At 40.1% G+C, this 15939-nt stretch carries 12 protein-coding genes; 8 read left to right on the forward strand and 4 right to left on the reverse strand.

The features are described 5' to 3' along the window. Positions 1–1238 precede the first annotated feature (1238 nt). Complete coding sequence (locus G3R48_RS00865) at positions 1239–2456, forward strand: alginate export family protein (RefSeq protein WP_380713953.1); 1218 nt, start codon at positions 1239–1241, stop codon at positions 2454–2456. A 164-nt stretch (positions 2457–2620) separates the two neighbouring features. Here G3R48_RS00865 and G3R48_RS00870 read toward each other — a convergent pair whose 3' ends face one another. Together G3R48_RS00870 and G3R48_RS00875 are read right to left on the reverse strand one after the other, a co-directional pair. Then, the gene (locus G3R48_RS00870) at positions 2621–3361 is read right to left on the reverse strand and encodes a putative quinol monooxygenase (protein ID WP_153661163.1); all 741 of its coding nucleotides are present in this window, start codon (positions 3359–3361) and stop codon (positions 2621–2623) included. Between the two features lie 386 nt (positions 3362–3747). Further along, a complete protein-coding gene (locus G3R48_RS00875) occupies positions 3748–4995 on the reverse strand; it encodes a dicarboxylate/amino acid:cation symporter (protein ID WP_153661161.1) in 1248 nt (415 codons plus the stop codon). Positions 4996–5353: 358 nt separating this feature from the next. Here G3R48_RS00875 and G3R48_RS00880 point away from each other — a divergent pair, with 358 nt between their 5' ends. The 5 genes from G3R48_RS00880 (at position 5354) to G3R48_RS00900 (ending at position 11801) form a co-directional block, all read left to right on the forward strand. Further along, positions 5354–5767 (forward strand): YqaA family protein, encoded by a 414-nt coding sequence (locus G3R48_RS00880; protein WP_153661159.1) that lies wholly within the window; start codon positions 5354–5356, stop codon positions 5765–5767. Between the two features lie 200 nt (positions 5768–5967). Then, the gene (locus G3R48_RS00885) at positions 5968–8799 is read left to right on the forward strand and encodes a M16 family metallopeptidase (RefSeq protein ID WP_212593166.1); all 2832 of its coding nucleotides are present in this window, start codon (positions 5968–5970) and stop codon (positions 8797–8799) included. 228 nt (positions 8800–9027) lie between these two features. Continuing rightward, positions 9028–10653 carry a glutamate--cysteine ligase gene (gene gshA / locus G3R48_RS00890; protein ID WP_194823827.1) on the forward strand — a complete coding sequence of 542 codons (1626 nt, stop codon included), beginning with the start codon at positions 9028–9030 and terminating at the stop codon, positions 10651–10653. A 28-nt stretch (positions 10654–10681) separates the two neighbouring features. Beyond that, positions 10682–11080 (forward strand): hypothetical protein, encoded by a 399-nt coding sequence (locus tag G3R48_RS00895; protein WP_323741195.1) that lies wholly within the window; start codon positions 10682–10684, stop codon positions 11078–11080. Between the two features lie 103 nt (positions 11081–11183). Continuing rightward, positions 11184–11801 (forward strand): transglycosylase SLT domain-containing protein, encoded by a 618-nt coding sequence (locus G3R48_RS00900; RefSeq protein WP_153661157.1) that lies wholly within the window; start codon positions 11184–11186, stop codon positions 11799–11801. 196 nt (positions 11802–11997) lie between these two features. Here G3R48_RS00900 and purK read toward each other — a convergent pair whose 3' ends face one another. Continuing rightward, complete coding sequence (purK, locus tag G3R48_RS00905) at positions 11998–13077, reverse strand: 5-(carboxyamino)imidazole ribonucleotide synthase (protein WP_153661155.1); 1080 nt, start codon at positions 13075–13077, stop codon at positions 11998–12000. After that, positions 13077–13568, reverse strand: a complete 492-nt coding sequence (gene purE / locus G3R48_RS00910; RefSeq protein ID WP_153661153.1) for a 5-(carboxyamino)imidazole ribonucleotide mutase — start codon at positions 13566–13568, stop codon at positions 13077–13079. The genes purK and purE overlap by 1 nt, the downstream gene beginning before the upstream one ends. 320 nt (positions 13569–13888) lie before the next feature. On the opposite strand from purE, the gene G3R48_RS00915 reads away from it, so the two are divergent. Together G3R48_RS00915 and G3R48_RS00920 are read left to right on the forward strand one after the other, a co-directional pair. Then, complete coding sequence (locus G3R48_RS00915) at positions 13889–14770, forward strand: hypothetical protein (protein ID WP_153661151.1); 882 nt, start codon at positions 13889–13891, stop codon at positions 14768–14770. Between the two features lie 295 nt (positions 14771–15065). Beyond that, positions 15066–15836 carry a hypothetical protein gene (locus G3R48_RS00920; protein ID WP_153661149.1) on the forward strand — a complete coding sequence of 257 codons (771 nt, stop codon included), beginning with the start codon at positions 15066–15068 and terminating at the stop codon, positions 15834–15836. Positions 15837–15939 lie beyond the last annotated feature (103 nt).

Below are 15939 nucleotides of genomic sequence, written 5' to 3' on the forward strand. Positions count from 1 at the left end.
CATATTACCAATTTCTCACGGTTTATTTTTATCATTTGTGTACGCGTTAAGTTGCTGGCATCCAAGCTCGTAAACTAATGTCTAGAGTGTTTGCATGGCAGCATAAACTTTTGTTGCTAGATACCGAAGTGAACGTATATCCCCAGTTACCACATATTGAAATACATTTATGCAGCACGCTGTTTTGCAACACCAGCAGCAAGAGTTAAATCATGTTCAATATTTCAATATACCAAAATACCTCTTTAGGTGTAGGTGTTTTTTGTCGGTAATTTTTACTGCTGTCTGGGGGCACTATTTACGTTGCTGAAGAGTTTGATACTTATGTTATTGAGTTGTTAGGCGGTGTTGTTTTGGAGGGGTTTTCAGCTGTTTTTAGCTTATTTTTACCCGATTTCTATCATGGTATGTTGTGAGAATGTTTCTTGTTGTGGCTTGTTTACTGGTATGGTTAAAGTGGCTGTTTAATTGCTTTATGAAAATAAACTTTATACTCATTTAGGGGTATTTATCTATTTGCCATATTCTTGCCATGTTTCAAAAATAGTAAATATGATGGTTTTGATTAAATATGTATTGCTATTTTTATATTGATCCGGGTAATTATCCTTTTTATTTATCGACTATTGAATTGCTTGGGTTCTAGTTTGGTTAGTTTGTAAAAATAGCAATTATTTAGTTTTTTATATTGTAATTTATGGCAGGGTTAACAGCTGGAATTATTATGACCTGCTGACTTTCTTGGTATTTAACTATCTGATTTTGTTCCTTTTGCTTGTTTTTTGTGCTTAATGCTCTGTTGTTGTGTTATGACTAAAAGAAAAAGGAGGGGGGGATCTTTTACCGTTTTTTAAAGCTGTTTTTTGGACATTAAATAATGACATTCTACTTTTAAATTGGGCTATTCGAGTCATTGAGTCTACACTCTGATTTATTAATTATCATTTGATTGTGAACTCAATAACGCTATGTAAGCAGGGGTAATTGATTTTATTATTACCCGGTGAGGAGGGGGATAAATATCTAAGTCATTTTTATTACATATTGCGATACATCACCAATAACCAACTTAAAAAAGAGTATTTAAATACCTATAAGGTAATAAAATGCTAATTCTGTCACAGAAAAGTAACGTCTGGGTTGTTATGGTGCGTGTGGGTGGCTTGGGATTTCACTTCGTGAATGCTAAGCGTTTGGCAAAAAAATAAATGCCATATAAAGAGATATAGGGATAGATGATGAATAAGAAACTAGTCATGTCAGCACTAACAAGTGCAGTATTAATGGCAATGGGGACTGCGCAAGCTGCGCCAGCAAAAGTAGATAACATTGCTGATGCCATTACTCAAGGTACAACTAAAGTTGACTTAAACCTACGTTATGAAGGTGTTCAACAAGATAATGCATCAAAAGATGCCGATGCTTTAACCTTACGTACTCGCTTAACGCTAGCGACTGCGCAATACAATGGTTTATCTGCATTGGTAGAATTTGAAGATTCTCGAAATGTTGCTGGGGTGAACGACTATAACGATACCAATGGTAATAATCCTGATTATTCTGTTATTGCTGACCCAAATACCACTGAACTTGACCAAGCTTTTTTACAATATCAACGCAGTGGTTTCAAAGCCCGTGTTGGTCGTCAAATGATTGCACTGGGTAATCAACGTTTTGTTGGTCACGTAGGCTGGCGTCAAGACCGTCAAACATTTGATGGTTTAACAATGCAATATGCCTTTAATGATGCTTTTGAAGTTGATTATGGTTATTTAACGAAACGTAATCGTATTTTCGCAGAAGCGAAAGATGTTGATGCGAAAGATCATATCTTTAATGCTTCATATAAATTAGGCTTTGGTAAAGTGACGGGTTACGGTTACTTACTTGAAGAAGACAAAGCTGAAAAGAATGGTATCGACACTTACGGTATTAACTTTGAAGGTTCAACCAAGGTTGCTGACGCTAAAATTCTGTATAAAGCAGAATATGCGAGTCAAGAATCGACCTCAGCAGCAGCGAAATATGATGCTGATTACCTAGCCTTGGAAGCCGGTGCTGGCATTATGGGTTACACCGTTAAAGCAGGTTATGAAAAACTTGGTTCAGATGATGGCATGTACGGTTTTAGTACACCACTAGCTACGTTGCATAAATTTAATGGTTGGTCTGACCAATTCCTTGGTACGCCAAAAGAAGGTTTAGTTGATATTTACGCTTCGGTTGGTGGCAGCTTAATGTCCGCTAAATGGACTTTGGCTTATCATAAATTTGATGCAGATAAAGCAAGTGCGACTGTTGATGATTTAGGTTCTGAAATTGATGCATCAGTGGTTATGCCTATTAACAAAAACTACTTAGTTGGTGTTAAATACGCTAAATACTCAGCAGGTGATTCAACTGCGGGTAAAGTAGATACTGATAAAGTATGGCTATGGGCTAACGCTAAATTCTAAGCTTTGGTTAGCTAATTTTTTTTAGAAAAAAGACCAAATATAAAACGAGCATGCTAAACGCATGCTCGTTTTTTTGTGTCGCTCGTTCACGATTATTTAATGCGTCTTAGCAACTAATGGTTGTACGACTGTGCTTGCTGGCAATATGTAGTTACCGATTTTATTTATCGAGCAAAACCGCCAAATGGCTTTAATAGTAATGGCGCAAGGGCGGCATGTTTTTCACGTAACTCTTGTGGCAAGTCGCCTAAATGCACCATACGAGTTGGGGTGGCAGCAGCAATCCAACGCTCAGCGTGTGCGTCCCAATTTTCAATATGTGTGAATGATGCTGCTAGATCTTTAAAGCGCTCATAAACTAAAATATCGCCTTCATCAGACATATAATATTGATAATTTAAAGTACCTTCTTCTGTTTTAGCGCGTTCAATTTGAGAATTCATCACCGCTTTAAAGTTTGCGAGTTGGCCATCATTAAGTTTTGCTTCCACTATCCACCCAAAATTTTCAAATGTGGTATCGCCATTGTTGTCAATTAAACTCCCTTGAGCATTTTCGCGGGCAAAGCCACCCAATGGTTTTAGCCACGTTGGTGAAAGTGCGGCATGACGTTCACGTACATCTTCTGGTAAATCACCTAAATGAAGCATACGAGTGAGTGCTGCTGCAGCCATCCACCGCTTGGCGTGAGCATCCCAATTTTCAATATGTTCATGTGATGAATCAGGATCGGCAAAACGTTCATATACCATGATATCGCCAGCGTCTGATAAGTAATATTGATAATTTAAGGTGCCTTTTTCGGCCAGTGCACGCTTGATTTGCGAATTCATTACCGCTTTGAAATTCTCAAGTTCACCTTGGTTTAATTTTGCTTCAACTATCCAGCCATTATTTACAAACATCATTATCTCCAAATCTTATTACATAGCACTGTGTCATGTATTTACGGTGCTCAACTTGTTGTGAAAGTTGCTCAGTTTTTTTGACTGAACCGGCAACAATTAAATTACCCAAAGTCGATATCACCTCGTCAATGACAGACAATTTAATCGTGAACACTGCCAGCAACAATATAGATCTGACTATAAATAGTTTCTGTTTTTCGTTGATAATGCCGGCGTTTAATGGCATTTAGTTGTTTATATTATGGGGCGTTGGCCTATTTACGGGGGGTAAATACTTACGCTACAGTGTAAGGGGAAATGACATGCGAAGAAGTCTCCCCCCAAATACACCCGATGTTACTCAGGTTCTCTGGAGGAATCTTGTGGTTTTACTACGTTAGTGGTTAGGCCGCTTGTTGTTGAGATTGAGCTTCATCGCGATAAAATTGCGCTTCATCAAATTGCTGCTCACTTTTTCCTATGACTACTGCAGTCATCATATCGCCGGTGACATTGGTCGCGGTGCGGATCATATCGATGACGCGGTCTATCGCAGCAATAAAGGCAATGCCTTCAAGTGGTAGGCCTACAACGCCTAATGTCACCGTTAACATAACCATGGCACTGCCAGGAACACCAGCAGTACCAATGGAGGCAACCGTAGCCGTCACTGCAATTAATACATAGTCATTTATATCCAGTGGAATGCCATAAATTTGGGCAATAAAGATGGCTGCAATTGCTGGGTAAATACCGCCGCAGCCATCCATATTCATCGTTGCACCTAAGGGTAAGACAAATGCACTGTAGCGTTTAGATACCCCCATTGAAGCGGTGCACTTTGAGCTAGCAGGCAAGGTGCCAAAGCTTGATGCCGTCGTAAATGCGACCAATTGGGCGGGCATTGCTTTATTGAAAAACTTAATTGGACTGACTTTAGCAACAAATTTGATTAAGCCACCATAAACAAAAATAATATGAATTAACGCGGCGATATAGATAGCAATAATAAACTTACCTAGCGGTAATAATGTGGTTAAGCCATACTGGCCCACAACCCAAGCCATTAAGCCAAACACACCGATTGGGGTGAGTTTTAATACCATTTGGGTTAATTGAAACATCACCTGTGCGCCAGCTTCAAAGGTGCGCTTTAACGGCAGCGCTTTCTCTCCGACACTGTTAATCGCAACACCAATTAAAGCTGCAAACACAATGATTTGTAAAATTTTACCCTCAGCAAGGGAAGCAAATGGATTTACAGGGATCATGTTTAACAACACTTGTGTGAAGCCGGGAATATTACGTTCACGTACTTCAGCGGTTGCAAGTTCTAAAGAGCCGCCCATGTCGATAACAGAGCCAATACTTAGTCCTATAAGAGAAGCCATCGTGCCTGTGAACATAAACATGGCTAAAGTTTTAAAACTTAAGCGTTTAAGATTAGATTGCGAATCTAAAGATGTAATGCTAACGACAATGGCACAAAGTACCAACGGGGCGACAAGCATTTTAATGGCACCAATAAACAGGTCACCTAACGGTTTTAAAATAATAGCCTGTTCACCGAAAATAACCCCAATCATTGCGCCTAAGGCAAAGCCTGCTAGTACCTTTTGCCAAAAAGGGATGCGACTAAATATTGATAACATTAAATATTCCAATTTAGTTATATAACCAGATGTCGGCTATGTATTATTATTTTTGTAAAATTTTTATAGCGTTAGCATTACTTTATATCGGGCTAATGAGTGAGCTGAACACTCAGCTATTAATAGCGGGAAAACAAAGGAAAGCTCAGGTAAAGATGATTGACTGTGTCGTCTTTTTATAAAATTGATCAATTGAGTATATTGTAAGTAGCCAAAGAAAGACAAACAACGTCATTTTGTTATAACTTATGTCCATATAAAAGGTAAGTGTTATTACTTTCTTCATTTTATAGCTGACTTATACATTTGAAATGGTTTTTTTTGTATAATAAATTCAATATTATCAATGGTTAATAATATGTTTGATGTTTGGTTAATGTTTAGCGGCGCTTTTCTTGCCGCGACATTATTACCCGGTGGCTCAGAAGTGTTACTTGTTGGTTTGCTGGCTCAGCAACCACACACGTGGTTAGCATTATTGATTGCAGCGAGTGTAGGTAATACATTAGGTGCATTAACGAGTTATTACTTGGGTTATGTCGGTCGTTTTGCCAAAACCCCTCAAGACTTTCAATCAAAGCGTTACCGACATGCACTCAATTGGATGGAAAAACACGGTCGTTGGTGTTTGTTATTGTCTTGGTTGCCTTTAATGGGCGATGTATTGTGTTTATTGGCAGGCTGGTTAAAACTACCGATAATATCATCTACATTGCTTATTTTAGTTGGTAAAACGCTGCGTTATGGCCTAATAGTTTGGGCTGTAATCTAGTATTTAGTTGCTTGTGTAGGCAGTCGAAAGATAAAGCATATTTGTTGACGCTGAATTTGACTTCTGTTTTTGCTTATAAAGTGTTATTTCAATCAATGTGGTTGAATTTATACAGGTATCTGAAAGCCTGACTGATATTAATTGTGTTGCTCAAATGGGGCAATCTTATCTCATCGTGGATTAATTTTTAGGAGTCGACCGTGAAAAAATGGGTATTAAGCGTTGCTATTACAGTCACATTAATTGGTTGTACTAGTTCTCCTCAACGCGCTAACAGCAATTTACCTACTGGCATGGTATTGCTCGAAAACGTTAAGCAACAACAAGCTAATATTCCTTATAAAAAATACCAATTAGCCAATGGGTTGACGGTTATCCTGCATACCGACCACTCAGATCCATTAGTCCATGTTGATGTCACTTATCATGTGGGCTCATCTCGAGAGTTTGCTGGACGCAGCGGTTTTGCCCATTTGTTTGAACATATGATGTTCCAAGGTTCGCAGCATGTGGCAGATGAACAACACTTTAAAGTGATCACCGAAGCGGGTGGGACGTTAAATGGTACCACTAATACCGATCGGACTAATTATTTTGAAACTGTGCCAAGTAATCAACTTGAAAAAATGCTTTGGTTAGAGTCAGATAGAATGGGTTTCTTTTTACCGGCATTAACCCAAGAGAAGTTTGAAGTCCAACGAGCCACCGTCAAAAATGAACGTGCTCAGCGCATTGATAACCGTCCTTATGGCCGTTTAAATGAACGCTTTAATCAAGCGTTATATCCGCAAGGTCATCCGTATTCATGGCCAGTTATTGGTTGGCCTGATGATCTTGAACGCGCAACGCTTGCTGATGTTAAACATTTCTTCCAGCGTTGGTATGGTCCCAATAACGCCACTTTAACCATCGGGGGAGACTTCGATGAGGCGCAAGCTTTAGCTTGGGTTAATCAGTATTTTGGCGAAATTCCAGCTGGACCTAAAGTCAGTGCCACTCCTAAAGTACCTGTGACTTTAGATAAAACTCGCTATTTATCCATGGAAGATAAAATTCACTTACCGTTAATTTACATGGGGTATCCGACTGTTTATGCGGGGCACCCTGACGAAGCACCGCTTGATTTATTAGCCGAAATTATTGGCGGTGGTAAAACCTCATTGTTTTATAAAAACATGGTAAAAGAGGGCGTGGCAGTTCAAGCATCTGTCAGTCACCCCTGTCAGGAACTCGCGTGTCAATTTACCTTATATGCACTGGCGAATCCAAGCCAAGGTGGTCAACTTGGTAAGTTAGAAACCAAAATTAATCAATCGGTTGCAGAGTTTGAACAACGCGGTGTGACAGATGAAGATTTACAAAAAGCCAAAGTACAATTTAAAGCCAACACGATTTATGGCATGCAAAGTGTTAAAGGCAAAGTATCAACCTTGGCAGCGAATCAAACGTTTTATAATAATCCCAATCAAACGGTGAAAAATTTAGCTCAATATGACAGCGTGACTAAAGCTGATGTGATGCGAGTCTTTAATACTTATATTAAAGATAAACCGATGGTGGTCATGAGCGTTGTGCCTGAAGGGCAAAAACAGCTGATAGCTAAAGTTGATAACTTTGTCGCGCCTAAGCCAAAGGTTGCCGAGCATGCTGTGGATATGGAAGTGTCATCAAAGCAAACCACCTCTAGCTTTGACCGTACGATTATGCCAAAAGCAGGAGCGACACCTGTGGTTAAAGTACCGCAGTTATGGCGCACAACCCTAAGCAATGGTATTAAGGTTATTGGTACTCAAAGTAAAGAAACCCCAACCGTTGAGTTAGTGATTTACCTTAATGGCGGCCATCGTTTAGAAAGTGTTTCACAATCTGGGTTAGCTAATTTAACTGCGGCAATGCTGCATGAGTCTAGCCAAACTCGCAGCAGTGAAGCCATCGCTAACGCGTTGGAAATGCTAGGGTCATCAATTAATTTTGGCTCACAAGGCAGTCAAAGCTACATTCAAGTGTCTAGTTTGAGTGCAAACTTAACTCAAACGCTAGCCATTTTAAATGAGCAGCTGTTTACTCCCGCTTTCAATGAGCAAGATTTTAATCGCTTAAAGCAGCAACAGTTGCAAAGCCTACAGCAAAGTGCATCTGACCCAAACTATATTGCGAGTACTAAATTTAGCCAATTGTTATATGGTGATGCATCACCTTACGGTGTGCCATCATCTGGCACGCTTGAAACCGTATCTGCGTTAACGTTAAAAGATGTCAAAGACTTTTATCAACGTCAATATCGTGCGGGCAGCGCTCAAATTGTCGCCGTGTCAGATTTAACTCAAACGCAAATAACAACTGCGCTGGACGGTTTAACTAAGTGGCAAGGTGACGCTAATGCTATTACGCCATTAATGGCGAGTAAAAGTGCGCCATCAAAAGTGATTTACCTTTATGACAAACCAGGTGCGGCACAATCGGTGATTTCAATTGGTCGAAAAGCACTGCCTTTTGATGCCGATGGGGAATATTTTAAAGCTGATTTAATGAATTACCCTTTAGGCGGCGCATTTAATAGCCGTATTAATTTGAATCTACGAGAAGATAAAGGTTATACCTATGGTGCTCGCAGTGGTTTTTCAGGTGGCGATGAAGTGGGTCGCTACACTGCAAGAGCCAGTGTACGGACCGATGTCACCGGTGCATCAGTGAAAGAATTTATGAAAGAGTTACAACAGTTTCAGTCGCATGGGATGACCGAAAAAGAGTTGGACTTTATGCGTAATTCTATTTCACAAGCGCATGCACTTGATTATGAAACCCCTTATCAAAAGGCTGGTTTTTTACGTTTATTGCAACGCCACCAGTTAACCGATAACTTTATTGATACTCAACAAGATATTATTGATAACATTACCTTAGCGCAATTAAATCAACTTGCTAAAAAGTGGCTAGACATCGATAAGATGATTATTTTTGTTGTAGGTGATAAAAAGCTAGTTAAACAACAGCTTGAAACATTAGGGTATCCTGTACGGATAGTTAATTAACCCTAAGCCCTTGCTTTTGTTTGAGATGACCACATATTAGAGCTGTCATTAAAAAGTACATTATACTGAGACGGTAACTAGCAACGTTACCGTTTCTTGTTTTGGTGAAAACCATAGTGAATCACTGTCAGCAATAATTAATGCATTTGTCATTACAATGCTGATGTAAGAATTAATCATCGACTAGGTTATTGTTATCCCAGTGATATGAAACAAGAGAAATGAATATTGAAATCATTCAATGAAGTTATTAAGCATTTGGATACAAGTGCAGGGCGTCAATCTTTACTTGGTATGCAGCGCGGTATTGAGCGTGAAGCCTTGCGAATTGATGAACAAGGGCATTTAGCCAATGATGCGCACCCCAAAGCACTCGGTTCTGCATTAACTCATTCTCGGATCACTACTGATTACAGCGAGTCGTTACTTGAGTTCATCACCCCGGTTAACCAAAACATTGAAGTGCTACTTGAAGGTTTGACTCAAACCCATGCTTACAGTGTGCAAAACATGTATGGTCAACGCTTGTGGCCAGTAAGTATGCCTTGTTATGTCGGCGACGAAGCTGATATTGCCATTGCTAAGTATGGCAGCTCTAATGTCGGAAAAATGAAAACCCTTTATCGCCAAGGGCTGACTCACCGATATGGCGCATTAATGCAGATTATTGCAGGGGTGCATTTCAACTTTTCAGTTTCTACGCAGCTGTGGGATCAACTGTTTGCCTTAAAATTGGCTAACTCACCTACGGTTGATAATACCGAATGTTCAAAACAAGCATTTATTTCAGAGTCTTACTTTGGACTTATTCGCAATTACCGCCGTTTAGTTTGGGTTATGCCTTACTTATTTGGTTCATCTCCTTCTTTATGTAGTTCATTTGTGAAAGACCAAACGGTTGATTTTGACTTTGAAAAAACTGGCAAAGGCACACTTTACCTGCCTTATGCCACCTCATTAAGAATGAGTGACTTAGGCTATACCAATAAAGAACAAGACACCCTAAATATCAGTTATAACTCTTTGCCTGAATATTTATCAGGGGTTGAAGCTGCCATTTGTAAGCCGTCACAAACCTTTGCTGAAATTGGTGTCAAAGTTGATGGCCAATATCGCCAGCTAAACAGCAATATTTTACAAATAGAAAATGAATTTTACTCTCCTATTCGCGCGAAACGAGTAACTCAAGCTAATGAAAAACCTTCAGAAGCATTAAGTCGTGCTGGGGTGGAATATATTGAAGTAAGGGCTTTAGATGTTAACCCTTACAGCCCAATTGGTATTGATGCCTCGCAAGTGCGCTTTTTAGACTTATTCTTGCTGCATTGTTTATTGTCTTCATCATCATATACAGATGACAGCGGTGAAGCGGAAATATCTGCGAACTTAAACACCGTGATTTTAAACGGCAGAAAACCGGGACAAACCCTACAACGTAATGGTGAAACAATCACGATTAAAGCTTGGTTGGTGGCACTGTTTGATGAGTTAAATATATTAGCCTTAATGCTTGATAAACAAGAAAACGAGCAAAATGGCACTCAAGACGCCAATCGCTATCAAGTTGCGCTAAGTGAATGGCGTGAAGCGGTAGAAGACCCGAGTAAAACCCTTTCTGGCAGAGTGTTAGATGATGTGGTTGTTAAAGGAAAAGATCATGGTGACTGGGTTAAGTCATTAATGAGTGCTTATCATCAGCAATTATCAACCTATCCATTATCTGAGCAAACCTTGCAGCAATATCAAGACGAAGCTCGTGACTCAATTGCTAAGCAGCAAGCAATCGAAGCTGAACCAAGCGTCGACTTTGATACCTTCCTTGTCGATTATTTTAAAGATGTTGTTTCTCAATAACATCATTAAGCTGATAACAGTAACCCTTGTGTTGCTGTTATCAGGCTGTGCCAGTCAATCAAACTTAACCGCTTGTGGCACGGTGTCAGCTTATGTCGACCCGCAAGGGGAGAATGATGTCTATCGTGTCGTAGTTACTCATTTAAATGGTAAACCGGTCATTTCACGGCCCAATTACACCTTACCTGTTGGGCGTTATGAATTTACGCTTGCCGAGCTTATTTCGTCGCCTGACTTAAAAGTGGCGCTATCGGTTCGTGGTACTAAAAAAATAATGGTCAATGTTGAGCAAGATGTGAGATATCATTTAGCAGCTAAATTTAAAACGGATAAAACCTATGTCGGCAATAACCCAGATTATTGGCAGCCGATCATTTTGCAACAAACACCGCATACCTGTGAATTACAACATAACAGCGCTCTGTAGTTGGTTGTGATTTAGTGCATTGTGTTACTGCATGCCGATTGCAATGCCTCTCGCAAGATGTGACACTTACTCCCATTCGTTAATGTTTTAAATGGTTTACGCTATGAAGCCCTTGTTTGGACTCATTACTGGCATACTCATGCTTGCTTTAGGTGGTTGTGCTACTGCTCCGCCTAAAAATCCCGATAACCTTTGCTCTATTTTTAAAGAGAACCGTTCATGGTATGACGCCGCAGTGGATGCGCGTGATAAATGGGGGGTGCCAGTGCATGTGCCATTGGCAATGATGTACCAAGAAAGTTCGTTTAAACATAATGCTGCACCGCCGATGCAGTATTTTTGGGGTTTTATTCCTATTGGCAGAGCCAGTGATGCTTATGGTTATGCCCAAGCTAAAACCATGACGTGGGATGACTACGTTAAAGAAACAGGTAACTCATGGTCTAGTCGCAGTAATTTTGATGATGCAATGGATTTTATGGGGTGGTTTATTAGTAAAACCCATAAGATAAATGGCGTTTCCAAATGGGATGCGAAAAACCAATACCTCAATTATCATGAAGGTTGGGGGGGGTATAAGCGTGGGTCTTATTGGAAAAAGAAATGGCTAGTGCAGGTCTCTAAAAAAGTTGAGCGCCGTGCTCATACTTATGCTGGTCAGTATAAGCAATGTAAGGCAGATTTAGACTCCTCTTGGTTATGGCGTCTTTTCTTTGGCTAACAATAACGTGTTCCCCTTGCTGCGAGTAGCAGGAATTTATTGACAGAGAAGGTCGCTGCGAATATCGAGATCCAATATCTGCGGACTGTAGCATGGCTTGTTATTGGTGAGCTAAACCCTGCTTTTAATCGGTTTCATTACCTCACAAAAAAGGAGCCACGGCTCCTTTTTTTATCGAAGTACGAAGCGATAAAGCTTAACTATATTCGTTCAACACCCACGCTAATGGAGCTTGGTATTGCTCAGGCATCCATTGTTGTAACTGGCTAATGCTCTCTTGTACCAAGGCCTGAGTGTGAGCAGATAAGTTTAAATGCCCAACCTTACGGCCAACACGGACTTCTTTGTTGTACCAATACAATTGACCATTTGGCAGGCTTATCCAGCGGTTGTCTTTATCGACGCCTATTAAGTTAATCATGACGCAAGGATAATTAACTTGTGGGGTGTGAATTGGTAAATTACATAATGCACGTAAATGCAGTTCAAACTGACTAATATGACAGCCCGCTTGGGTCCAATGACCTGAGTTATGTACCCGAGGTGCTAACTCATTTACCAATAACTTATCACCAACTCTAAAGCATTCCATTGCCATCACACCAACATACTCAAGCCCATTCATAATGGTACTTAACATGGCTTCGGCTTCAGCTTGTAACGGGTCAAGGCGACTAAGCGGTGCAATTGATGCCATTAAAATGCCATCTTGATGTAAATTTAACGCTAACGGATAAAAAACACAGCGTCCATCTTGAGTACGAACCCCAACTAAAGATACTTCTTCGTCAAAGTTAATCGCTTGCTCAGCAATCGCCTCGTTGCGCCAATCGGTAGGGATAGTCGTAGTTTCAGCTTGTTTTAACCAATGCTGGCCCTTTCCGTCATATCCACCTGTGCGGCGTTTTAATAATACGCGTTCACCATAAGACTGATGCAGTTGTGACTCTTGAGTCTGGTTATCAACTAACTCCCACGGTGCTGTTGCTACGTTTAGTTCGTCTAATAAACTCTTTTGAGTGAACCGATCTGCTAATCGCGCAAATATTGGACCATTAATGAAGTTAGGATGCTCACTCAGCTGTAAGCTGGTGGCTGACTCTGGCCATTGTTCTCGTTCTGCGGTGATCACATCTTGCTCAGCCAGACCAAGCGTGTCGTCTGTTGGATTCATGATATCCACAGGTCGAACATCTAGCCCTAAAGGTTGTCCAGCATGCGCTAACATAGCGCCTAATTGGCCATTACCTAAAACCCAAACCTTTTGTGTTGTCATTATGCTTCTCTCGGATCTGGGTTATCTAAAATGCTGTCAGTTTGCTGGGTTCTAAATTCAACTAATCGCGCCATTAATTCACTGTCTTGGGTAGCAAGAATTTGGCTAGCAAGTAACCCCGCATTAAATGCACCCGCGGTGCCAATAGCCAATGTGCCTACAGCAATGCCTTTTGGCATTTGTACAATTGACAATAAGCTGTCCATTCCTGAAAGGGCTTTGCTTTGCACTGGCACACCTAATACGGGTAATGGTGTTTTAGATGCAATCATGCCAGGTAAATGTGCTGCGCCGCCGGCACCACCAATAATGACTTTATAGCCTTTATCCGCTGCGGTACTGGCAAAATCCATCAGTTTATCTGGAGTGCGGTGAGCAGACACAACTTCAACATGGTAAGGGACGTTTAACGCATCCATGATTTGGGCAGCGCCTTCCATAGTTGGCCAATCACTTTTTGATCCCATCACAACGGCAACGAGTGCTTGCATGTATACTCCTAAGTGTACAAATAGATTAATTTTGCTTGAATCACGCTCAAAAATTAAGCCTTTAAAATAGCGTAATATCTGAGTGATAAAAAAGGGCTAGATAATAGCACGTTGGCCTTTTTTTGGCTGCTATTCAGTGTTTTTTGCGGCTAACACTCAGTTTAGAATTTAGAATATTCTCTCAACATTTTTGTTGAGATTGTAAGTGATATGTTATTGGCTAACAACAGGGGTTGCAGTAAGATTAATGACAACATATTCACCAAGCGATGCTTCTTGAGTGAGTAAAATATAATATTAACTAAGCAGCGCTTATTATTATGAAACTTCTTCAATTATTGTTGTCAATATTTAGCGTATGGTTGGTGGCATTTCCCTCAATGCTTAATGCCCATACGGTAGACGGCAATCAAGTCACACTTTCTCAACTCACACCACTTAAAGGTGTATTAATGGGGGGGTACACACAGCAATTACTCGATGCCTCTGTTATTCAGCCAAGGCAAGTTATTGACATGCTACATCAACATAGTCATGGCGTGCTGAATTTTTCTTTTGCTGAAATGAGTAAGAACCGCAGTTGGGTTGAGTTAATGAAGCAACCTAATGCCTGCTTGTTTAATAAGCTTAAAACACCAGAACGTGAAAAAGTGGCTTATTTTAGCCATTATCCGATTATGTTATATCCACCAATTCGGTTAATTGTATTGAATAAAAACCGTGATTTATTTGCTGATGAAGTCGATCTTGAACGCCTTGATTTTAAAAATACTTCGCCAGCAGTTAATTCGCTTATTGGTGTGTCTTTGTCACGGACTTATGGTGAGGCTATTGATAAACATGTTGCACAAAATCAAGATAATTATTTTATTCACCGCGGTATTGACGCTAACGCTAAATTAATTGAAATGCTCAAACTAGAGCGAATCAGTGCTATTTTTGAGTACTCTGATGTCGCACATAATTTTTTTAAAGCGTCTGAACACACGTTAGTAAGTGTCCCTATTAAGCAAGCCAATCAAGCTGCTGTGGGGTATCTAGCCTGTTCGAAAACCGACTATGGTTTAAAATTGATCACCTCAGTGAATGAGGCGATGTCGACAAAAGCGTTCCAGCAACAGTTTGTACAGTTACATCACCGCTTTGTTTCTGTTGATGATAAACAATTGCTGATCCAAGCAATAAACCGTCACTTTAATTAGCGAGTGGTTTGAGGTATTTGCTGAGCAAATACAGTGAACGATGAATAAAGTGCCAGCATTAAAGACAATTATCACTATTGCGTCAATAGCAAACCGACAGCGTATTTAGATTGACATAACTACCCTAAAAAAATTGAATAAAAATATACATTTAGCAGGGATTAACCTAGGTTGAGTAATGATGATAATCCCCAAAAATAATAATTGGATTAACCCATTGATGCCAATGAAAACGTTACCACTAATTTGTCTATGTACTCTGTTAGCTACGAGTCTGCTGCCCAAAGCTGAGGCGATGAGTACCCCATTACAAGGTGTGGTGTTTGCCGAAACATCCATTGATGATTTTAACTTACTGGAACAAAGGCCAATGGAGATGTTTAGCCTCTTGCTTAACCATGCTCAAGGCGGGTTGGAGTTTACTCAACAACAAGTGAGTTTGACCCGTGGTTGGGTAGAATTACAACGAGCACAAAATGCTTGTATGTACAATAAATTCAAAACACCAGAGCGAAAAAAGAAGGGATATTTCAGTCAGCATCCTATTAGTGTTTACCCACCATTAAGACTGATTACATTAAAACAAACCACAACTCACTTTATGTCGCCAGTTGATTTATCACAACCTAAGCGGATGGGGCGCAAAAGTATTGGCGTGGCGCATAATCGTTCTTATGGCGGTTATATCAATGACAAAATAAATCGTTTTCCAGAGTTATTTTATATCCGAGGTGGCATGGACTCGTCGGAAACGCTGATTGATATGTTGGCTAAAGAACGGATTAGCGGTTTAATTGAATATTCTGAAGAAGTTAACGCATATCTTGCCCGACATAACCGTGAAGTTGAGCTAACAACGTTGCCTATTAAAGGGGTTGAAAAAGTCGATCTTGGTTACATTGTGTGTTCGAAAACACCCCAAGGAAAACAGTTAATTCAACGTATTAACCATATTATGAGCCAACCCCAATTTTTAGTGAGTTACATCGAAATGCATAAAAGCTTCTTTAGTGATGATGAAAAACGCTTAGTTGGAGATAAAATTAAAAAAATCTTCAATCAATAACACCTTTATTGCTTTATAGCGTTAATAATTAGTTCAAGGTGCTAATCAATGACTTGGTTAGCGCTTTAGTTTGATGACTGCGCTTGTTTTGCGCAAACTTGGT

The sequence above is a fragment of the Shewanella intestini genome, from assembly GCF_018221465.1.
Classification (GTDB): Bacteria; Pseudomonadota; Gammaproteobacteria; order Enterobacterales; family Shewanellaceae; genus Shewanella; species Shewanella intestini.

What these genes read in the sequence shown, in the direction of transcription:
- G3R48_RS00870 (WP_153661163.1), bottom strand. Translation starts at nt 3,361, where the DNA reads ATGTTTGTAAATAATGGCTGGATAGTTGAAGCAAAATTAAACCAAGGT.
- G3R48_RS00915 (WP_153661151.1), top strand. Translation starts at nt 13,889, where the DNA reads ATGAAACTTCTTCAATTATTGTTGTCAATATTTAGCGTATGGTTGGTG.
- G3R48_RS00865 (WP_380713953.1), top strand. Translation starts at nt 1,239, where the DNA reads ATGAATAAGAAACTAGTCATGTCAGCACTAACAAGTGCAGTATTAATG.
- purE (WP_153661153.1), bottom strand. Translation starts at nt 13,568, where the DNA reads ATGCAAGCACTCGTTGCCGTTGTGATGGGATCAAAAAGTGATTGGCCA.
- G3R48_RS00900 (WP_153661157.1), top strand. Translation starts at nt 11,184, where the DNA reads ATGAAGCCCTTGTTTGGACTCATTACTGGCATACTCATGCTTGCTTTA.
- G3R48_RS00920 (WP_153661149.1), top strand. Translation starts at nt 15,066, where the DNA reads ATGAGTACCCCATTACAAGGTGTGGTGTTTGCCGAAACATCCATTGAT.
- purK (WP_153661155.1), bottom strand. Translation starts at nt 13,077, where the DNA reads ATGACAACACAAAAGGTTTGGGTTTTAGGTAATGGCCAATTAGGCGCT.
- G3R48_RS00880 (WP_153661159.1), top strand. Translation starts at nt 5,354, where the DNA reads ATGTTTGATGTTTGGTTAATGTTTAGCGGCGCTTTTCTTGCCGCGACA.
- G3R48_RS00875 (WP_153661161.1), bottom strand. Translation starts at nt 4,995, where the DNA reads ATGTTATCAATATTTAGTCGCATCCCTTTTTGGCAAAAGGTACTAGCA.